This window comes from Cellulomonas persica (genome assembly GCF_007989825.1).
GTDB classification, from domain to species: Bacteria; Actinomycetota; Actinomycetes; order Actinomycetales; family Cellulomonadaceae; genus Cellulomonas; species Cellulomonas persica.
Genome location: NZ_BJUA01000003.1, coordinates 159,489 through 179,938 on the forward strand (window position 1 = coordinate 159,489; position 20,450 = coordinate 179,938).

Below are 20,450 nucleotides of genomic sequence, written 5' to 3' on the forward strand. Positions count from 1 at the left end.
GACCGGACGACTGAGACGCGTCGCGGGGCGCGCGCCCGGCTCCCCGTAGGCTCGGCGCGTGAGCTCCCCGACGCCCGCCTCCGCCCACCCGAGCCGCCCGGCCGCGCTCGTCGTCGTGTGCCTCCTGACGCTGCTCGAGGCCGCCGCCGCGGTCGGCCTCGCGGTCGCCTGGGCCGTCGACCTCGTGCGTGGGGTGTCCGTCCGGCCCGCAGCGACCGTGTTCCTCGTCGTCTTCGGGCTCGGCGTCGCGCTCGTGCTGGCGGCGTCCGCGCGCGGGCTGTGGCGCGGCCGCCGGTGGGCGCGCTCGCCCGTCATGACGTGGCAGATCATGCTCGTCGTGCTGTCGGTGGGCTGGCTCGGCGTCGAGTCGAGCCTGTGGGCGTGGGGTGTCCTCGTCGCCGCGGCGGTCGTCGGCGTCGGTCTGCTCCTGCCCGCGGTCGTCGCCGTGACGACGGCTCCGCGCGAGGACGCCAGCGGCGCCCCGGGTACCCCCTCCGGTACTCCGAAGCGCCGCTGAACGCCCCTCGCGCGGTGCGCGGTCAGTCGACCGCGAGCGCCGCCACGGGTGAGGTCCGCACGGCCGAGCGAGCCGGCAGGACCGAGGCCAGCAGGCCGGCGCCGAGCGCGACCGCGACGATCACCGCCACGTCCGCCCAGTCCACCGCGAGGCGCGGCTCACCCATCGCGCCGAACGCGATCGCCGAGCCGGCCCACCCGTACAGCACCCCGAGCACCACGCCGAGCACGCCGCCGACGCCCGAGATGAGCATGCCCTCGGCCGCCAGCGACAGCCGCAGCCGCCGCTTGGTGAGCCCGATCGCGCGCAGCGTCGCCGACTCGCGGCGCCGCTCGATCACGGACAGCGACAGCGTGTTCGCCACACCGACGAGCGCGATCACGACCGCGACGGCCAGCAGGCCCACGACGATCGCCAGCAGCGTGTCGATGAGCTGCTCGTACTGCGTGCGCAGCGAGATCGGCGACTCGATCGCGACCGACTCGTCGGCCAGCTCGTTGCGGACCGCCTCGACCACCGCGACCGCGTCGGCGTCGGACGCGATGCGCGCCCAGACCGTCGTCGTCGGGGTGTCGTCGCCGACGATCGCGTCGAACGTCGCGGGGGTCAGGTACGCGGTGCTCTCGCGACCGCTGTCCACGACGACCGGGTCGAGGACGCGGGGCTCGCCGACGTCCATGGGCTGCCCGGTGAACGGGTCGATCCGAGTGACCGGCTGGCTCGCGTCCCACACGTCGGCGGCCACGACGATGCGGTCGTCGCCCGCCGCCGCGGCGATCCGGCCGTCGCGGAGCACCGCCTCGACCTCGGGGGTCAGCGCACGTGCGGTGTACCACTGGTCACCCAACGACACCTCGGCGCTCGGCACGTCGACGGCGCTCTCGATGCCGTTGACGCCCGCGACGGTCCGCGCGACGTCCGCGGACAGCGGCTCGACGCCCTCCGACGCGCTCCTGATCTCGATGTCGACGTGGTAGTGGGCGTCGAGCTCGGCGGCGAGCGACTCGCGTGCGCTGGCCGCGCCCGTCGACATGAGCGCGACCAGGGTCACGCCGATCAGCAGCGCGGTGCTCGTCGCCGCCGTCCGGCGCGGGTTGCGCACGGTGTTGGCCGAGGCCAGGCGCGCGGCCGGGCCGGCCTTGCCGAGGAGGCGGCCGACGAGCGCGACCATGAGCGGGACCCAGAAGACTGCGCCGACCAGGACACCGACGAACGACACGCTGCCACCGAGGATGCCCAGCCCCAGCCAGGTCAGCGCCTCCGAGGGCCGCGCGTGGGCGCCCACGAGCGCCATCGCGAGCACGGCCGTCCCGCCGACGAAGAGCAGGAGCGAGAAGCCCAGCCGCAGCTTGCCGGCGCGCGAGGCGACGTCGGGTGCGTCGATCGGTCGCAGCGCGGCGATCGGGCTGACCTGCGTCGCCGCACGCGCCGGGACGAGCGCCGCGAGCACCGTGACGACCACGCCGACGAGCACCGGCACGAGCACGACCGACGGCGTCAGCTGGACGAACGCCGGCAGCGGCATGTCGTCCTGCATGCGGCCCAGCACGGACAGCGCCCCCTGCGCGACGCCCGTCCCGAGCAGCACACCGAGGACCGACGCGCCCACACCGAGGATCGCGGCCTCGAGCAGCACCGAGCGGCGCAGCTGACCGCGCACGGCACCGACGCAGCGCAGCAGCGCGAGCGTGCGGGCCCGCTGCGCGACGAGGACCTGGAACGTGTTGGAGATGACGAGCGCGGCCACGATCAGGGCGACCGCCGCGAAGCCGAGGATCGCCGCGACGACGAAGTTGTTGCCGTCGCCGGTCTCCTCGATCTGCGCCTCGGCGGCCTGGTCGCGCGTGAGCACCTCGACCGGCTCGGCGTCCTCCCGGTCCGCTGTCGCCGCCCCGAGCATCGTGCGGACGGCCTCGTGCACCGCCGGGGTGTTCTTCGGCGCACTGATCAGCGCGCCGTCGGCGCCGGCCGCCTCCGGGTCGAGGTTCGTCCAGGTGAGCATCGAGTCCCGGGTCGCGAGCGTGGCGCCGCCGAAACCGGTCCAGGCCCCGCCCGGGTCGGTCGTGAACCCCGACACCGTCGCGTCGGTCGTGTGGTACTCGGGGTCGGCGTTCTCGGGCCACGTGGTCCACGAGACCTCCACGGTGCCGCCGACCTGGACGTCCAGTCGCTTCGCGACCGAGCGGGGAAGGGCGATCTCGTCGTCCTCCTGCGGCTCGCGCCCCTCGACGACCGTGAGCGAGGACAGCGCGGGTTCGGACGCGACCGGCAGCATGATCTGCCAGGACCGCGAGGCGCCCTTGCGGATCTCGGTACCGCCGACGAGCACGGGGTCGACCGCCTGGACGCCGGGCACGTCGGCGATCTCGTCGAGCAGCCCGATGACGTCGCCGTCGACCACGAGGTCCGCCTGGGCGAAGCTCGCGGTCACCGAGTCGTAGCTCGCACGCTTGATGACGCCGCCCGTGAGCAGCGTCGCCGCGACGAACGCGGTGCCGATCGCGATCGCGATCGCGGCCGCGGTGAGTCGGCCCAGGCTGCGGCGCATCTGGGCGAGGGTGAGGCGGAGCATCAGGCGCTCACCCCGTCGGCGATCGGCGCCTCGAGCGTGCGCAGGGCCTCGAGGCCCGCGAGCACGGACTCGGGCGTGGGCTCGGCGATGTCGCCGGCGATCCGGCCGTCGGCGAGCAGCACCACGCGGTCGGCGTAGGCGGCGGCCGTCGGGTCGTGGGTGACCATGATGACCGTGCGACCCAGCTCCCGGACCGAGCGGCGCAGGAACGAGAGCACCTCGGCGCCCGAGCGCGAGTCGAGGTTCCCCGTGGGCTCGTCGGCGAACACGACGTCGGGGCGCGTGATGAGCGCCCGCGCGATCGCGACACGCTGCTGCTGACCGCCGGACAGCTCGCTCGGGCGGTGCGTCAGGCGTCCCGCCAGGCCGAGCGTCGCAGTCAGCAGGTCGAGCCACTCGCGGTCGACGCGTGCGCCGGCCAGCTCGAGCGGCAGCGTGATGTTCTGCTCGGCGGTGAACATCGGCAGCAGGTTGAAGGACTGGAAGACGAACCCGATCCGGTCACGACGCAGGTGCGTGAGGGCGTCGTCGTCGAGCGACGTCAGCTCGGTCTCACCCAGGCGCACGGACCCGGACGTCGCCAGGTCGAGCCCGGCGAGCAGGTGCATGAGCGTCGACTTGCCGGAGCCCGACGGCCCCATGATCGCCGTGAACGCGCCGGCCGCGAAGTCGACGTCGACACCGTCGAGCGCACGCACCGCGGCGGCCCCCGACCCATAGGTCTTGGTCAGGCCGCGCGCCGACGAGGCGGGGACCGCTCCGGGCGTGCCGGGCACGGGAACGGCTGCGGGCGTGGAAGAAGACACGGTGCTCCTCGGGTGGTGTCGGGATCGGTACGTGACCAGGCTAGGAACGAGCCGGACGCGGGCTCGTCGCCCCCCGGTCTCGACGTGCGCGACCTGCGTCATCCCGCGGGATGACCTGCCGCTACCCCCGTGGTGGCGTCAGCAGCCGGGACGCACCAGACCGGCCTCGTACGCGGTCACCACGGCCTGGACGCGGTCACGCGCGCCGAGCTTGGCCAGGATCCGGCCGACGTGCGTCTTGACCGTCGCCTCGGCGACGAACAGGTCGCGGCCGATCTCGGTGTTCGAGCGGCCGCGTGCCATGAGCAGCAGGACCTCGCGCTCCCGCTCGGTGAGCTCGGCGACCATCACCTGCGCCGCGTTCGGCTGGCCGTCCTCGGTCGCGGGCTCGGGCAGCGCGGTGACCAGGTGCTCGATCAGGCGGCGCGTCGACGAGGGCGCGATGACCGCGTCGCCGTGGTGGACCGTGCGGATCGCCGCGAGCATCTCCTCGGGCGGGGCGTCCTTGAGCAGGAACCCGCTGGCCCCCGCCCGGATCGCGGCGAGCACGTACTCGTCGAGGTCGAACGTCGTCAGCACGATCACGCGCGGGGCGGGGTGCTCGGACGTGCCGCGCGCGACGATCTGCGCGGTCGCCTCGAGGCCGTCCATCGTCGGCATGCGCACGTCCATGAGGACGACGTCGACGCGGCCGAGCGCCGTCGCCGCGCCCGGGTCCAGCGCGCGCACCGCCTGGGCGCCGTCCCCGGCCTCGAGCACGACCTCGAGGTCGGGCTGCGAGTCGATGACCATGCGGAACCCGGCGCGCACGAGCTGCTGGTCGTCGACCAGCGCGACGCGCACGACGCCGTCGGCGGGCGTCGCGGCGCCGGTCGTCGTGGCGCCGGGCGTCGTGGTGCCGTTCGGCTGGTCGGTCATCGGTCGTTCTCCTGCTGCGGGTCGGGGGTGGTCGCGCGCGGCGCGCCCGTGGCGGGGACAGTCTCGTCGGCGCGCGGGGGTGCCGTCACACGCGCGGACCCTTCGTCGCCGTCGTGGGGGCCGCGGCCGCACGCGGGACGTCGTCCGGGGGTGCGGGAGCATCAGGGGCGGCAGTGGCGCCCGCGGTCGTGGCCGGGGCGTCGGAGCGCGACGTCCCGAAGCCCGGGACGGCGGAGCCGGGCACGCCTCGGCGGGGGAACGGCAGGCGGGCGTGCACGCGGAAGCCGCCGCCCTTGCGCGGACCCGCGGTGACCTCGCCGCCGAACATCGCCGCGCGTTCCTGCATGCCGCGCAGGCCCTGGCCCAGCCCGTCGGAGTCGGCGGACGCGCCGCGCCCGTCGTCGGCGACGTCGAGCTCGATCGCGTCGCGCAACCACTGCACGACGACCGTCACCCGCGGCGACGGGCCCGCGTGCTTGAGCACGTTGGTGAGCGCCTCCTGCGTGATCCGGTAGACCGCCAGCCCGACGCCCGGGGGCAGCGGGTGCGGCTCGCCCATGCGGACGAGCGACACGTGCGCACCGCTGAGCCGCACCTGCTCGACCAGCCGGTTGATGTCGGCCTCGCCGGGTTGGGGGGTGGTCTGCGCGGGGCTCGCGTCGGGCAGCACACCCGGCCCGTCGGCGGTCGCCCGGAGCCTGCCGTCGTCGCTGCGCAGCACCCCCAGCAGCCGGCGCATGTCGGTCAGCGCGGCGCGGCCCGTCTCGGCGATCGTCTCGAGCGCCCGTGTCGCGGCCCGGGGGTCGACCTGCGCGGCGTAGCGCCCGCCGTCGGCCTGGGCGATCACGACGGACAGCGAGTGCGCGACGATGTCGTGCATCTCGCGTGCGATGCGTGCGCGCTCGGCGGACGTGGCGATCTGCGCCTGCTGGTCGCGCTCCTTCTCGAGCCGCTCCGCGCGGTCGACGAGCGCCTCGAGCGTCTCGCGCCGCGAGCGGCGCACGAGCCCGAACGCGAACACGGTCAACGAGCTCGTCGCGACCAGCATGCAGATGACGACGACCGCGGGCGCGTAGTAGTCGGCGACGAGCTGCAGCGGCAGCAGGACGCTGCTCAGGAGCGCCCCGCTGATCGCCGCGCGGTACGCCCAGCGCGGGCCGTGCACGGTGACGGAGTACAGCGCGACGAGCACGGCGAGGTCGGCGGGCAGGATGCCGGGCACGGTGATGAGCTGGGCGAGCGCGACCAGGTAGACGGCGGCCGCGGACGCGGTGGGTCGCACGCGACGCCACGCGAGGGGCCCGATGAGCAGGAGCGCCCAGAGCAGCAGCGCGTCGCCGGACATCGGCAGGCCCGAGCCGGCCATCGTCAGCGGGCCGAGCAGGAAGAAGAGCAGGATCGCCCCGGTCGCGTCCACCGCGAACCGGTGCGCGTCCTCCCAGCGCAGCAGGCGGTCCCAGATGCTCACCCCGCGAGCCTAGGGCGGCGCCGCGGCCCCGTCGTGCGCCTGCGGTCGGACCCGGGAGTGCCGCGCGTGCGACTGAGGGTGCGCAGCGGACACGTGCGCACCGACGAACCTCACACGGTGCGTGGGTCGCGAGTCCTGGCGGCGGATACCAGAGCGTGACCTAGCATGGGCGAATGACCCAGGTGCTTCTGGCGGAAGACGATCCCGCTATTGCCGAGCCTTTGGCGCGGGCGCTCGGACGTGAAGGCTATGACGTGAGCGTGCAAGGTACCGGTCAAGGGGCGATCGACGGGGCGGCCACGGCCGATCTCGTCGTGCTCGACCTGGGCCTGCCGGACATGGACGGCCTCGACGTCGCGCGCGCGATCCGCAACCAGGGCCTGACCACGCCGGTGCTGGTGCTCACGGCGCGTGCGGACGAGGTCGACCTGGTCGTCGGCCTCGACGCGGGCGCCGACGACTACGTCACCAAGCCGTTCCGGCTCGCCGAGCTGCTCGCGCGCGTCCGGGCGCTGCTGCGCCGCACCGCGGTCGAGGCCGGCGACGAGGACGAGCTGCACGCGCAGAACGTGCGCGTCGACGTCGCGGCGCACCGCGCGTTCCAGGGCGAGCGCGAGCTGCACCTGACCGCGAAGGAGTTCGACCTGCTGCGCGTGCTCGTCGCGTCGGCCGGCAACGTCGTCGCGCGCGAGACGCTCATGCGTGAGGTGTGGGACTCCGACCCCACCGGCTCGACCAAGACGCTCGACATGCACGTGTCGTGGCTGCGCCGCAAGCTCGGCGACGACGCGAACGCCCCGCGCTACATCTCCACGGTGCGCGGCATGGGCTTCCGGTTCGAGACCGGCCCCGTGCCCGCCGGGATCTAGGACCGACGGCGCGTGCGTCGTCGCGTCCTGCAGGCGACGATCGCGGCGGTCACCGTCGCGGTGGTCCTGCTCGGCTTCCCGCTGGCCTTCCTCGGGGCACAGCTCGTGCGCGAGAACGAGCTGCAGCGGCTCGAGACCCGGGCCCAGTCCGCGGCCCGTGCGGTGGACTTCCGGATCGGGCTCGGGATCGAGCTCAACGACCAGATGTTCGAGCCGTTCGCCGACGGCAGCGACGGCGAGGTTCCCGCCTCCGTCGTCGTGCACGCGCCCGACGGCACGGTGTACCAGGCGGGCACCCGCGTCGAGGGGCGCAGCCAGTCGGTCGAGGCGGTCTCCGACCAGGGCGCGATGGTCGTGCTGTACGTCTCCTGGTGGGAGGTGTTCTGGCTCAGCGCGCGCGTGATCGCGCTCGTCGTGATCGCGGCGGTCGTCGCCTTCGCGGCCGGGATCGCCATGGCCATCTGGCAGGCGAACCGGCTCGCGGCGCCGCTCGTGTACCTCGCGGCGTCGGCCGAGCAGCTCGGGTCGGGGCAGGTGCGGCCGCAGCTCGAGCCGTCCGGCGTCGAGGAGATCGACCTCGTGGCGTCCGAGCTCGCGCGCAGCGCCGACCGCATGGCCGGGCGGCTCGCGGCCGAGCGCAAGTTCGCCTCGGACGCCTCGCACCAGCTGCGCACGCCGCTGACCGCGCTGTCGATGCGGCTCGAGGAGATCATGCTCGCCTCGGACGACCCGCAGGTCCGGGAGGAGGCGCGGATCAGCCTCGAGCAGGTCGAGCGCCTCGTCCGCGTGGTCGACGACCTGCTCATGTCCTCTCGCCGCGCGCAGGGCGGCACGACCGAGGCCGTGCAGCTCCTCGAGGTCGTGCACCAGCAGGAGGAGGAGTGGGCGGCCACGTTCGAGGCGGTGGGCCGCCGGCTCGTCGTCGAGGTCGACCGGGCCACGCAGGTGCTCGCGACGCCCGGCGCGCTCGCGCAGGTGCTCGCGACGCTCATCGAGAACTCGCTGCGGCACGGCGCGGGCACGACGACGGTCCGCTCGCGGTCGGGCGGGCCGTCCGGCACGGTCGTCGTCGAGGTGGCCGACGAGGGTGACGGCGTGCCCGACGAGCTCGCCGGGCGGATCTTCGAGCGCGACGTGACCTCGGGCAAGGGCACGGGGCTGGGCCTCGCGCTCGCGCGCGACCTGGCGTCCGCCGACGGCGGCCGGCTCGAGCTCGCGCAGCGCAGGCCGGCGGTCTTCGCGCTGTTCCTCTCGGGTGTGCCCGCGTCCCTGCGGCCCGACGTGGTGCTCCCTCTGGGCGCGGTCGTCTCGTCGCGCCCCGATCGTCGGCGCCGCTGAGGGCCACCTCGGAGCGCCCCGGAGCGGGGGCGGGTTTGGGTACTGTAAGCGCTCGCGACGAGCCCGGAAGGACGTGCATGTACCGCCTCGAACCCGCTCTCCAGCACTACGTCTGGGGATCGACGCACGCGATCCCGGCGTTGCTCGGGTTCGCGGCCGATGACCGGCCGGTCGCCGAGGCGTGGTTCGGTGCGCACCCCCTGGCGCCGGCTCGGCTCGTCGGGGCGAGCGCGCCGACGCTCGACGCGCTCGTGAGCGCCGACCCGCACGCGGTGCTCGGCGACGACGTGGTCGCGCGGTTCGGCCGCGAGCTGCCGTACCTGCTCAAGCTCATCGCGGCGGCGTCCCCGGTCTCGCTGCAGGTGCACCCGTCGCGGGAACGTGCGCGCGTCGGGTTCGAGCGTGAGGACCGCGCCGGGGTGCCGATCGACGCCCCCGAGCGCAGCTACCGCGACGTCAACCACAAGCCCGAGCTCGTGTTCGCGCTGTCGCAGCTCGACGCGATGGTCGGGTTCCGGGCGCCGCGGCGTGCGGCCGAGCTCCTCGTCGGGCTCGAGTCCTCGCTCGCGGAGCAGCTGCACAAGCTCCTGACGCGCGACCCGTCGCCCGGGGGTGTGCGTGCGGCCTTCGAGTGGCTGCTCGCCCCGGCCACCCGGCCGCACCCCGACGAGGTCGCCGCGCTCGCGCACGCGTGCCAGCGCCGCCTCGACGCGGGCTCGCCCTCGCCGCGCACCGACCGGACCGTCATCCGCCTGCACGCCCAGTACCCGGGCGACCCGGGCGCGGTGACGTCGGTGCTGCTCAACCCGGTGACGCTGCAGCCGGGGGAGGTGCTGTTCGTCCCGGCGGGCGCGGTGCACGCCTACCTCGAGGGCTTCGCGGTCGAGCTCATGGCCAACTCCGACAACGTCCTGCGCGCGGGCCTGACGTCCAAGCACGTCGACGTGCCCGAGCTGCTCGACAACCTCGACACGGTCGCCGCCCCGCCGATCCGGATCGCCCCCGAGCACGTGTTCACGTCGACCGACGTGTTCTACGCGCCCGTCGACGACTTCGAGCTGTCGGTCACGCAGCTGCAGGACGAGTCCGACGAGGTCCGGCTGCCCGGGCGCGGCCCGCGCGTGCTGCTGTGCCTCGAGGGCACGGTGCAGGTGCGCGGCGAGCACGACGGCACGTTGCGGCTCGAGGCCGGCCAGTCGGCGTTCGTCCCCGCCGCGGAGGGTCTGCTCATGGCGCGCGGCGCCGGCCGCGTCGTGCAGGCGGGCGTTCCCTGACCGTCAGGGGAGGGGCTCGGGCTCGTGCTCGAGGTGGTGCTGCTCGTACAGCTCGTCGGCCGCGACCACCGCGCCGAACGGCACGACCGGCTGCACCGCGAGAGCGACGACGGCCTCCGCGGTCGCGCGCTCGTCGGCCGACGGCACGTCGTCGTCCACGTCACCCGTGAACACCCAGCGCTTGTAGCCCACGTACCGCAGGGCCGTGCCGAGCGCGATGCCCAGCAGGTTGGCGACGTTGTCCGGCACCGGGCCGTCGAGGTGCAGCACGTACTGCGAGAACGCCAGGGGAGCAGCGCCCACCGCGAGCCCGAGCCCGTTGACGACGACGAACAGCAGCAGCTCGCGTCCGCGGTGCTGCGTGCGGTGCTGCGAGAACGTCCACAGCCGGTTGCCGACCCACGACACGAGGGTCGCGACGAGGGTCGAGACCACCTTGGCGGTGATGGGCTTCTCGGCGAGCAGCTCGCCCGGGCCGAACCGCAGGAGGTTGAACAGGCCCATGTCGACGACGAACGCGACGCCTCCCACCGACAGGAAGCGCGCCAGCTCGGCGAGCCGGGCCCGGTGGTCGGGACCCAGCAGGCGGGTGAGCACGGCGGTCGTCACGTTTGTGAGGATAGCCCGCGTCGCCGTCGGACGGGCCGACCCAGGTCCCGGCCTACTCGGTTAGGGTGGTCGCCCGTGAACGCACCCCTGGTCGCCGTGGTCGGCGGCGGACAGCTCGCCCGCATGATGGTGCCGGCGGCGACCGCGCTCGGCATCCACCTGCGGGTGCTCGTCGAGAGCCCCACGGGCTCGGCCGCGCAGGTCGTCGTGGACGCCCCCGTGGGCGAGGCGTCCGACGAGGCCGCGATCACCGCGCTCGCGCAGGGCGCCGACGCGCTGACGTTCGAGCACGAGCACGTGCCGAACGCGCTGCTGGACCGGCTCGTCGCCGCGGGGGTCGCGGTGCGTCCCGACGCCGCGGCGCTCGTGCACGCGCAGGACAAGATCGTCATGCGACGCCGCCTCACGGCGCTCGGCGTCCCGTGCCCGCGCTGGGCGCCCGTGGCGAGCCGCGAGGACCTCGCGGCGTTCCTGGCGGACCAGCCGGGCGGTGCGGCCGTGGTCAAGACCGCGCGGGGTGGGTACGACGGCAAGGGTGTGCGCGTCGTCTCGTCGTCCGACGAGGCCGACGACTGGCTCGCCGCCGCGGCGCTGCCGGACGGCGTCCCGGTGCTCGTCGAGGAGAAGGTGCCGTACACGCGTGAGCTCGCGGTGCTCGTCGCGCGCCGCCCCTCGGGCGAGGTGCGCACGTGGCCCGTCGTCGAGTCGGTGCAGCGCGACGGCGTGTGCGCGGAGGTCGTCGCCCCCGCGCCGGACCTCGCGGACGCGACGCGCGACGAGGCGCTCGACGTCGCGGTGCGCGTGGCCGAGGGCCTCGGCGTCGTCGGCGTGCTGGCCGTCGAGCTGTTCGAGGTGCCGGGCGGTCCCGGTGAGGCGCCCCGCGTGCTCGTCAACGAGCTCGCCATGCGCCCGCACAACTCGGGTCACTGGACCATCGACGGTTCGGTCACGAGCCAGTTCGAGCAGCACCTGCGTGCCGTGCTGGACCTGCCGCTCGGCGACCCGGCGCCCCGCGCGCGGTGGACCGTGATGGCGAACGTGCTCGGCAGCACGCTGCCCGACCTGACCGCCGCGCTCCCGCTCGTCGCCGCGCTCGACCCCGGCGCCAAGGTGCAGCTCTACGGCAAGGACGTGCGGCCGGGCCGCAAGCTCGGTCACGTCAACGTCAGCGGCGACGACCTCGACGAGGTGCGCGCCCGCGCGCTCGCCGCGGCGGCGCTGCTGCGCGGTGAGACACTCTGACGCGCGACGACAAGGAGACTTCGATGACCGCAGCCGCCCAGGTGGGCATCGTGATGGGCTCGGACTCCGACTGGCCGGTCATGGAGGCCGCCGCGCAGGTGCTCGCGGAGCTCGGCGTCCCGGTCGAGGTCGACGTCGTCTCGGCGCACCGGCAGCCCGACAAGATGATCGCGTACGGGCGGCAGGCGGCCTCGCGCGGGCTGCGCGTGATCGTCGCGGGTGCCGGCGGCGCCGCGCACCTGCCGGGCATGCTCGCGTCGGTGACGACGCTGCCCGTCGTGGGCGTGCCCGTGCCGCTGCGGTACCTCGATGGCATGGACTCGCTGCTGTCGATCGTGCAGATGCCCGCGGGCATCCCCGTCGCGACCGTGTCCGTGGGCGGCGCGCGCAACGCCGGGCTGCTGGCCGCGCGCATCCTCGCCTCGGGCACGGACGACGAGTCCGCGCGCCTGGCCCAGCGGCTCGCGGCGTTCAGCGACGACCTGCGCGCGCAGGCCGACGCGAAGGGCGAGCGCCTGCGCGGGCTGACGTCGGGCCGTCCCGCCACGGGTTTCCAGGCCTGACCACGCCGGGCGTCTGACCGGCGCGATCCGTCCCGCGGGTCGGCGCAGCCGAAATCGGGCAGCGTCGGGTCAGGGCAGCGGTCGGGTCAGGGGAGCCCCGCGGCGACGAGCTGCTGCTCGAGCACGTCGGTGAGCGACCGGGCGTACGTCGCGGTGATGTGCGAGCCCTGCCGGTACACCGTCACGCCGCCGATGACCGGCCAGCCGTGGTTGCCCGGCGTGATCCACGGCTGCATGTCGGCGACCGGCGTCCCGGTGCGCTCGGCGGCCTGGATCAGCGTCGGGCGCTTCTCGACGGCCAGCCGGAACTCGCACGCGGAGACGTCGTCCTCGTGCGACGCGACGCACGCGATCATGTCGGTGTCGGGCTTGCGGTTGTCGGCGACGACCACCGGACGACGCCCCGCGTCCGTCAGGTCCCGCAGGACGTCCTCGAGCGCGCCGCGCATGACCTTGCGGCTCTGCCGGGCGCACGAGTCCGGGGAGGCGCACGCGACCTGGCTCGCCTGCGACAGCAGGACGTGGTCGATCGCGTCGTCCGCGAGGACGGCGTCGATCCGGACGTCGTTCACGCGGCGGCACGCGTCGTTCGGCGCGTCCTCGCGGTCGACCACCGTCACGTGGGCGAACGGGCACGCCGACTGCAGCATCGTGACGAGGTGCCAGCCACGACGGTCGGCGATCTGCTGGAGCGCGTCGAGCCACTGGTGCATCTTCGAGTCGCCCACGACCGCGATCGTCGGGCCGGTCGGGTCGCCGTAGTCGCACAGCTCGACGTCCTCGGCACGCACCGGACCGATGCACTTCTCACCGGCGAGCGCGCCGACGTCGTCGCCGATCAGGCTCGGGGTCGGGAGGTAGCCGGTGGGGCTGCGGTCGTCGGGAGCCCAGTCGGCGGGCGGCTCGTCGAGACCGAGCACGCGCCCGCCGGGGTGCGTCTGGCCGAGGGTCTGCGCCGCGGCCTGCTCGGTCGCCAGACGGCGGTCCGCCGCGAGGACGAGCGCGCCGGCCGCGACCAGGCCGACGAGGATGCAGACCAGCCCCGCGGCAAGCGCGCGTCGCGGCGCGGCGAGCAGCGTCGACGTGTGGAACGGCTGCTCGACCACCCGGTACGCGAGCCAGGCCGGCACGACCGAGAACCCGATCGCGAGCAGCGCGGTGGGCACCCGCAGCGGCTCACCGGGCGTGCCCCAGAACGCCTGCGCTCCGATGAGCACGGGCCAGTGCCACAGGTAGAGCGAGTACGACAGCGCGCCGACGTCCTGCATCGGTGCGAGCTCGAGCGGCGCGAGCCGGCCGCGGCCGTCTCCCGTCCCCGCGGCGATGACGGCCGCAGCGCCCAGGACGGGCAGCAGCGCAGCGAGGCCGGGGAACGGCGTGCTGACGTCGAACAGCGCCGCCGCGGCGGCGATCGCGGCGATGCCGGCCCAGCCCAGCGCGGTGCGCACGACGAGCGGGAGCCGTCCGACCCGGGTCAGCCCGACCGCGAGCAGCGCGCCCACGGTGAGCTCCCACAGCCGCGTCGTCGTCACGAAGTACGCCCGTCCCGGGTCGGCCGAGGTGAGGTGCACCGACCAGGCCAGTGACGGCACGGCGATGACGAGCAGACCGAGCGCGAGCCGGCCGCGCGACAACGGACCGGAGCGCCGCCGCGCCCACCAGAGCAGGCCCACGATCAGCAGCGGCCAGACGACGTAGAACTGCTCCTCGACCGCGAGCGACCAGAAGTGCTGCAGCGGGCTGGTGGCGGTGTCGGCGGCCAGGTAGTCCACGGACAGGTCCGCGAACCGCCAGTTCACGACGTACAGCGCGGACGCGACCATGTCTGAGGCCACGTCGCGCCACTGCGAGACGGGCAGGACCGCGGCCGTGACGGCCGCCACGGCGACGAACACGAGCGCGGTCGCGGGCAGCAGGCGGCGGGCGCGGCGCGCGTAGAACCGCGTGAGCGACAGGCGTCCGGTGCGCTCGATCTCGCGGACGATCAGTCCCGTGATGAGGAAGCCGGAGATGACGAAGAAGACGTCGACGCCGACGTATCCGCCCGGCAGGCCGGGGACGCCCGCGTGGTAGAGCAGGACGAGCGCGACGGCCACCGCGCGCAGCCCCTGGATGTCACGCCGGAAACCCGGCGGGGCTGAGCCGGTGGTGCTCGAACCCGACGGACGGTCCCGCTCGCGCGGGACGGTCATCGTCGCCGAGGTCACGGCGTGGTGCTTCGTCGCGTCCGGTGCTTGGCGACGACCCGCTCGAGCTCGGCCAGGAAGGCCGCGCTCTGCACCGACCAGTCGAACTCGGCGACCGCGGTGGCCCGCCCGGACTGCGCCATGCGCTCGCGCAGGTCCGGGTCCTCGAGCAGCCGCAGGACCGCGTCGACCGCGACCGACGGCGTCGCGAACGGCACGACGAAGCCGCACTCGGCGCGCTCGACGAGCGCCTGCGCGAGGGGCAGGGGAGTGGTCACGACCGGCACGCCGTGCGCCATGTACTCGACGACCTTGGTCGGCAGGCTCGCGCGGTAGTTCGCGGTGTCGTGCAGCAGACTCAGCCCCGCGAGCGCCCCGTCGAGCGCCTTCATCGCGACCTCGGAGGACTGCCGCCCGTCCCAGCGCACGTCGCCCGCCTCGACGGCGGCCCGCAGCGCGGTCGTCGTCGGCTCGTCGGCGGGACCGATGAGCCGCAACGTGACGGCGCCGTCGGTGCGCCTGCGCAGCTGACGGCCGACCTCGATGAGGTCGAGGCCGCCACGGACGCGGGTGATCGAGCCGACGTACAGCACGGTGGAGCCGCCGCTCGGGCTCACGTCGGCGGGGACGCGGACCGTGTTGGGCACGACCGTGTGCGCCTGCGAGAAGCGGTCCTGGTAGGCGTGCTCGGCCAGGATGAGGTCGAAGTGCCGCTCGGACCAGCGCTCGAGCCAGCGCGCGGCCGCGGACGCGACCCCGCGCGCGCTGCGCGGCAGCCAGCCCTTGTGCTCGATCGCACCCGCGGTGTCCTCGTGCACGTCCCAGACGACCGCCGGCGTGCTGCGCGACGCGGTCGCGAGCACGAGCTCCGGGTCGTGCAGGAGCACGAGGTCGTGCCGCGGCGACTCGGCGTGCACGAGCCGCCGCGCGGCACGCCACGCGGCGGCACGCCGACGCCCGTACGCGCGGGGCAGGTCGAGCGCCCGCAGGCGCGGGAGCTCGGGGACCGGGGCGCCGGTCGCGGAGAACGGCGCGGCGTACGTGACGTGCCACCCCGCGTCGAGCATCGCCGCGATCTGGCGCGCGAAGATCCGGGAGTCGCGCGGGTCGTGCACGATCGTCACCACGAGGACTCGCACCGCGCTCACCCCCGCAGCCGCTTCTTGCGACGGATGGCCCGCATGACGCGCTCGTAGCTGTCGCAGACCTCGTCGGTGGGGCCGTCCATGCGCAGCAGGCCGCGGTCGATCCAGATCGCGCGGTCGCACATCTTGCGCACGGTCGCCGTCGAGTGGCTCACGAGGAACACGGTGCCAGCCTGCTGCCGGATCTCCTCGACGCGCGCCGCGCTCTTGGCACGGAACTCGACGTCACCGGTCGACAGGGCCTCGTCGATGATGAGGATGTCGGGTGCGGTGGACGCCGAGATGGCGAACCGCAGGCGCGCGGCCATGCCCGACGAGTAGGTGCGCATGGGCAGGTGGACGAAGTCGCCGATGCCCGCGAAGTCGACGATCCAGTCGTGCAGCTCGTTGACCTGCTTACGGCTCAGGCCCTTGGCCAGGCCGCCGAGCATGATGTTGCGCTCCCCGGACAACGCGCTCGACAGCGCCGCGTTGACACCCATGAGCGCGATGTCGCCGCCTGCCCACACCTCGCCGCCGGCGGTGGGGATGAGCCCCGCGATCGCGCGCAGCAGCGTGCTCTTGCCCGAGCCGTTGCGGCCGATCACGCCGATCGACTCACCCTCGTACGCCACGAAGCTGACCCCGCGCACCGCGGGGACCTCGGTGACGGTGCCCACGTGCCGCGTCACGCGGTCGAGCGCGCGGCCGAGCCGGCCCTCGGCCTCGTCGCCGAGCGCGTTGCGCTTGCCGCCGTACGCCTTGTACGTCACGCGCAGGTCGCGCACGACGATGGACGGCACACGCCCGGGCGGGACCGGGACACCGGTGCCGGTCACGTCAGTCGCGGCCATAGCGGCCCTCCGCGCGCCAGAACACGACCGCGCCGACGACGAGGAAGCCGACGGCCCAGACCGCGCCCCACAGCCACAGCAGCGGGTCCTGCGGCACCTCCGACAACAGGCACGAGCGCACGAGCTGCAGGAACAGCGCGACGGGCTGGTACTGCATGACGAGGCTCAGCGCGCCGTGCCCCGCGTACGCGGCGATCGAGAAGAACACGCCCGAGACGTAGCGCAGCAGGCGCACCGCGACGGGGATGAGGTTCGTCGCGTCGCGCACGTCGAGCACGAGCCGCGCGCAGATCATGGACAGTCCCGCGCAGAAGCCGAAGAGCAGCGCCATCGCGCCCGGCAGCAGCAGCCACTCCCAGCGCGGCGGCTCGCCGACGATCGGCAGCAGCACGAGCAGCACGCCGATCGCGGGCAGCAGCAGCAGGAACTCGGCGAGCGCGACCGAGACCGGCAGCGCGGCGCGCGGGAAGCGCACGCTGCGCACGAGCGACAGGTTGCTGGTGATCGACTTCGCCCCGGTCGTCGCGCTCGCCGCGATGAACGAGAAGATGAAGATGCCGACCGAGAGGAACGCGGGGTAGTTGTCGACGCCGCGCGACGTGTCCAGCAGCAGCCCGAAGATGAGGAAGTACGAGCCGGCCAGCAGCAGCGGGTTGAGCGCGGCCCACAACTGGCCGAGCACATTGTTCTGGTTGCGCTCGTAGGCACGCGCGGTCGCCAGCTCGATGACGAACGCACGCCGCTCCCACAGCTGACGCAGGTAACGGACGAGTCCCGGAGGGGTGTCCACCCGCTCGAGGCCGTACTCGTGGGCGAGCTCCGCCACCTGCGAGGCTGACCACGGCGGGTCGACCTCGAGGGCGGGCCACCGGCGTCCGGTCACAGACGATGTGCCTTCTCGGGGCTCACCACGCCGCGGGTGTCGAAGAACCGCTTCGCACCACCGACGAGCGCGTCGACGTCGTAGACCTTGTGGTTCTGCACCAGCACGACGAGGTCGGCCTCGGCGACCGCCTTCTCGAGGTCCTCCTCACGCGGCATCGTCGTGCCGTGCACGCCCCAGTTCGTCACGTACGGGTCGTGGAACCGCACCTCGGCACCGAGCTCGGCGAGCGACTTGGCCAGGTCGACCGCGGGCGACTCACGCTGGTCGGCGATGTCCGGCTTGTAGGTCACGCCGAGGAGCAGGATGCGCGCGCCCTTCGTGGCCAGGCCGTCGTCGTTGAGGATGTTCTGCGCGCGGCTCGCGACGTAGCGCGGCATCGTCGCGTTGATCTCCTGCGCGAGCTCGACGAACCGGAACGGGTAGCCGAGGCGGCTGCGCACGTTGTAGCTCAGGTAGTTCGGGTCGATCGGGATGCAGTGCCCGCCGACGCCCGGACCCGGGTAGAACGCCTGGAAGCCGAACGGCTTCGTCTTCGCCAGGCGGATGACGTCCCACAGGTCGATGCCGAGCTCGTGGCAGAACCGCGCCATCTCGTTGACGAGCGCGATGTTGATGTGCCGGAACGTGTTCTCGAGCAGCTTGGCGGTCTCGGCCTCACGCGTGCCCGACGCCGGCACGACCGTGTCGATGAACTTGCCGTAGAACGTCACCGCGCGCTCGGTGCACAGCGGCGTGCAGCCGCCCACGACCTTCGGCGTGTTCTTGATGCCGTACACCGGGTTGCCCGGGTCGACGCGCTCGGGGGAGAACGCCAGGTGGATGTCCTTGCCGACCTCGAGGCCGCCGGCCTCCAGCGCGGGCTTGACGAGCTCCTCGGTCGTGCCCGGGTACGTCGTGGACTCGAGCACGACGAGTGTGCCCGGCTGCAGGTTGCGCGCGACCGTCGCGGTCGCGGAGCGCACGGGGCCGAGGTCCGGACCGCCGTCCTCCGACAGGGGGGTCGGGACGCAGATCACGATCGTCTGCGCGCCCGCCAGCTCGGTCTCGTCGGTCGTCGCCCGGAAGCCCGCGGCCCGCATCGCGGCGACGTCGGCGTCCGACAGGTCGTCCACGTGGGAGACGCCGGAGTTGAGCCCGTCGACCACGGCCTGGTTCACGTCGAACCCGGTCACCGACAGACCCGCGCGGCTCGCCTCCTGTGCGAGCGGCAGTCCGACGTAGCCCAGTCCGACGATGACGAGATCTGCAGGCATGGTGAGGAGTCTTCCCATCGGAGTGAGAGTCGGGGCGGCCGCGCGCGTGGCCCGGCACCGTCGAAGAATGCTACCTGAGCCCTGTCCGGGACCAGGCGCACCCGTGGGCGAACTACCCTGGTGCGGTTGTCAGGGCGCGATGGCTCGCCTGCACACGACGGACGAAGGACGAACGAGGCGATGCAGGACGTGAGCCGGCGGCTGCTGCGCGGACGCAGCGGGAAGGCCGCGGTGATCGGCGTCGCGGTCCTGCTCGCGACCGTCGTCGTGTGGCTCCTGGTCGCGGCGCGCCACGACCCGGCGGTCCCCGTCTCGCCGGTCCCCACGCAGGCCGCGCAGGACGTTCCGCAGGTCGACGGCCGGCGGTGCCTGACCGGTGCGCGGGCGGCCACCCCGGTCGCGTGCGAGCTCGGGGCGCCCGACGCGCAGCCCTCCCTGGCCGTCGTCGGGGACGCGGCGGCCGAGGCGCTGCTGCCCGCGCTGGCGGTGCTCGCGGAGGAGAACGGCTGGCGCCTGACGACCGACCTGCGCGACGGCTGCCAGCTCGTCGACGCCGCGGTCACCACCGCGGGCGGCGACCGCGTCGACTGCGGTCGGCCGTACGACGCGCGGCTGCGACGGCTCACGCACGACCCCGGCATCAGCCACGTGCTGCTCGTCGGCTCGGCCGGGACGACGGCGTGCACCGGCGCGGGCTGCGACGAGCCGGACCGCGCCGTGCTGGTGCGTGAGCTGCGGCAGACGGTCCGCGCGCTGCAGAAGGCCGGCAAGGACGTCGTGGCGGTGCGCGAGCTCGGCGTGCCGTCGCAGGACCTGCCGGCGTGCGTCGCGCAGCGACCGCGCGACCTCGACGACTGCGGGTTCGACGCGCCGCAGGTCCAGGGGGCGCTGGCCGCCGCGGCGCGGCGCGAGCTCGTGCCGGTCGTCGACCTCACCGACCGGATGTGCTCGGAGGGGTGGTGCCCGGCCGTGGCCGACGGCGTGCTGCGGTACCGGCCGGACGGGCGGCTCACGGCGAGCTACGCACGCACCCTGAGCGACGTCCTCGGTGCCCGGCTCGCTGCTGCCGGCGTCGTGGCGGGCCCGTCGGACCTGCTCGGGGCCGGTGTGCTGCGCCCGGACCCGAGCGCGTCGGACGCGGGCCGGGTCGTCGACGAGGTGCCGTGGCTCACGCCGCCCGTCGCGAGCGCGACGCACGACGCGGCCGACCCGTACGTCGAGGGGTGCCACCAGAACCAGGCGGACGACGAGGCGCTCTCGTGTACCTACGGCGCGGCCGGCTCGAGCACGGTGATCGCGCTCGTCGGGGACTCGCACGCGGCCCAGTGGCAGCCCGCGTTGCGCGCGGTCGCCCAGGAGCGGGGCTGGCTCTTGCGCACGTACACCAAGTCCGCGTGCCTGTTCGCCGACGTCAGCGTGTGGAACGGCGCCCAGGACGGCGCCTACGAGTCGTGCACCGCGTGGTCCCGCAACGTCGTCGACGCGCTGCGCGCCGACCCGCCCACCGTGCTGATCCCGGTCTCGACGGGGCGGTACGCGCTGGCGACCGACGACGGCCCGCTGCGCGACGAGGCGGCGATCGTCGACGGCATGGTCCGCACGTGGAGCGCGGTCGCGCAGACCGGGACCCGCGTGCTCCCGATCGTCGACACCCCGTGGCTCGACGAGGACATGCGCGCATGCGTGCGGGAGAACCCCGAGCACCTGTCGGCGTGCGCCGTGCCGCGCGACCGCGCGGTGGCGAAGTCCGCGCGGGCATGGCAGGACGCGGCGGTCGCCCGCGTCGCCGACGCGGCGCTCGTCGACCTCACCGACGTGGTCTGCCCGGCCGACCGGTGCGCACCCGTGATCGGCAACGTGCTGGTCTGGCGGGACGCCCACCACCTCACCGCGACGTACGCGCTGTCGACCACGCCCTTCCTCGACGAACGGCTCACACCGCTCGTCGAGGCCGCCTCGGCGCACCGGTAA

17 protein-coding genes are annotated in these 20,450 nt (G+C 74.1%); 7 read left to right on the forward strand and 10 right to left on the reverse strand.

From position 1 onward, the window contains the following. The first annotated feature begins 58 nt into the window (after positions 1–58). On the forward strand, positions 59–517 hold the full coding sequence (locus CPE01_RS04245; protein WP_246783732.1) for a hypothetical protein: 459 nt from the start codon (positions 59–61) through the stop codon (positions 515–517). A gap of 22 nt (positions 518–539) precedes the next feature. On the opposite strand, the gene CPE01_RS04250 is transcribed toward CPE01_RS04245, so the two are convergent. The 4 genes from CPE01_RS04250 to CPE01_RS04265 all read right to left on the reverse strand — a co-directional run bounded on the left by CPE01_RS04250 (position 540) and on the right by CPE01_RS04265 (position 6,281). Continuing rightward, positions 540–3,089 (reverse strand): FtsX-like permease family protein, encoded by a 2,550-nt coding sequence (locus CPE01_RS04250; RefSeq protein WP_146805393.1) that lies wholly within the window; start codon positions 3,087–3,089, stop codon positions 540–542. Then, positions 3,089–3,895 carry an ABC transporter ATP-binding protein gene (locus tag CPE01_RS04255; RefSeq protein ID WP_443092625.1) on the reverse strand — a complete coding sequence of 269 codons (807 nt, stop codon included), beginning with the start codon at positions 3,893–3,895 and terminating at the stop codon, positions 3,089–3,091. Before CPE01_RS04255 ends, CPE01_RS04250 begins: the two co-directional genes overlap by 1 nt. A 138-nt stretch (positions 3,896–4,033) precedes the next feature. Then, positions 4,034–4,813 (reverse strand): response regulator, encoded by a 780-nt coding sequence (locus CPE01_RS04260; RefSeq protein ID WP_146805394.1) that lies wholly within the window; start codon positions 4,811–4,813, stop codon positions 4,034–4,036. A gap of 85 nt (positions 4,814–4,898) precedes the next feature. Further along, complete coding sequence (locus tag CPE01_RS04265) at positions 4,899–6,281, reverse strand: sensor histidine kinase (RefSeq protein ID WP_146805395.1); 1,383 nt, start codon at positions 6,279–6,281, stop codon at positions 4,899–4,901. A gap of 173 nt (positions 6,282–6,454) precedes the next feature. Here CPE01_RS04265 and CPE01_RS04270 point away from each other — a divergent pair, with 173 nt between their 5' ends. The 3 genes from CPE01_RS04270 to manA all read left to right on the forward strand — a co-directional run bounded on the left by CPE01_RS04270 (position 6,455) and on the right by manA (position 9,762). Further along, positions 6,455–7,150, forward strand: a complete 696-nt coding sequence (locus CPE01_RS04270) for a response regulator transcription factor (RefSeq protein ID WP_146805396.1) — start codon at positions 6,455–6,457, stop codon at positions 7,148–7,150. 12 nt (positions 7,151–7,162) lie between these two features. After that, entirely contained in the window at positions 7,163–8,488 is a 1,326-nt protein-coding gene (locus CPE01_RS04275) for a sensor histidine kinase (protein ID WP_146805397.1), read from the forward strand. A gap of 77 nt (positions 8,489–8,565) precedes the next feature. Then, positions 8,566–9,762, forward strand: a complete 1,197-nt coding sequence (manA, locus tag CPE01_RS04280) for a mannose-6-phosphate isomerase, class I (protein ID WP_146805398.1) — start codon at positions 8,566–8,568, stop codon at positions 9,760–9,762. A gap of 3 nt (positions 9,763–9,765) precedes the next feature. On the opposite strand, the gene CPE01_RS04285 is transcribed toward manA, so the two are convergent. Beyond that, positions 9,766–10,371, reverse strand: coding sequence for a GtrA family protein (locus tag CPE01_RS04285; RefSeq protein ID WP_246783733.1), 606 nt, complete (start codon positions 10,369–10,371; stop codon positions 9,766–9,768). Positions 10,372–10,446: 75 nt separating this feature from the next. Between CPE01_RS04285 and CPE01_RS04290 the strand changes: the two genes are divergently transcribed. Both CPE01_RS04290 and purE read left to right on the forward strand, forming a co-directional pair. Continuing rightward, positions 10,447–11,613 (forward strand): 5-(carboxyamino)imidazole ribonucleotide synthase, encoded by a 1,167-nt coding sequence (locus CPE01_RS04290; RefSeq protein ID WP_146805399.1) that lies wholly within the window; start codon positions 10,447–10,449, stop codon positions 11,611–11,613. A 23-nt stretch (positions 11,614–11,636) separates the two neighbouring features. Continuing rightward, a complete protein-coding gene (gene purE, locus CPE01_RS04295) occupies positions 11,637–12,176 on the forward strand; it encodes a 5-(carboxyamino)imidazole ribonucleotide mutase (protein WP_146805400.1) in 540 nt (179 codons plus the stop codon). Positions 12,177–12,262: 86 nt separating this feature from the next. On the opposite strand, the gene CPE01_RS04300 is transcribed toward purE, so the two are convergent. The 5 genes from CPE01_RS04300 to CPE01_RS04320 are packed head-to-tail and all read right to left on the reverse strand — an operon-like array spanning position 12,263 to position 18,479. After that, positions 12,263–14,383, reverse strand: coding sequence for an acyltransferase family protein (locus CPE01_RS04300; RefSeq protein WP_146805401.1), 2,121 nt, complete (start codon positions 14,381–14,383; stop codon positions 12,263–12,265). Next, positions 14,380–15,510: a glycosyltransferase gene (locus CPE01_RS04305; RefSeq protein WP_246783734.1), complete on the reverse strand. Its 1,131-nt coding sequence runs from the start codon at positions 15,508–15,510 to the stop codon at positions 14,380–14,382. The genes CPE01_RS04300 and CPE01_RS04305 overlap by 4 nt, the downstream gene beginning before the upstream one ends. Further along, the gene (locus CPE01_RS04310; RefSeq protein ID WP_146805402.1) at positions 15,507–16,340 is read right to left on the reverse strand and encodes an ABC transporter ATP-binding protein; all 834 of its coding nucleotides are present in this window, start codon (positions 16,338–16,340) and stop codon (positions 15,507–15,509) included. The genes CPE01_RS04305 and CPE01_RS04310 overlap by 4 nt, the downstream gene beginning before the upstream one ends. Further along, positions 16,327–17,223 carry an ABC transporter permease gene (locus tag CPE01_RS04315; protein ID WP_146805403.1) on the reverse strand — a complete coding sequence of 299 codons (897 nt, stop codon included), beginning with the start codon at positions 17,221–17,223 and terminating at the stop codon, positions 16,327–16,329. The genes CPE01_RS04310 and CPE01_RS04315 overlap by 14 nt, the downstream gene beginning before the upstream one ends. Next, a complete protein-coding gene (locus tag CPE01_RS04320; protein WP_146805404.1) occupies positions 17,220–18,479 on the reverse strand; it encodes a nucleotide sugar dehydrogenase in 1,260 nt (419 codons plus the stop codon). Before CPE01_RS04320 ends, CPE01_RS04315 begins: the two co-directional genes overlap by 4 nt. Positions 18,480–18,659: 180 nt before the next feature. On the opposite strand from CPE01_RS04320, the gene CPE01_RS04325 reads away from it, so the two are divergent. Further along, positions 18,660–20,450 (forward strand): SGNH hydrolase domain-containing protein, encoded by a 1,791-nt coding sequence (locus CPE01_RS04325; protein WP_146805405.1) that lies wholly within the window; start codon positions 18,660–18,662, stop codon positions 20,448–20,450.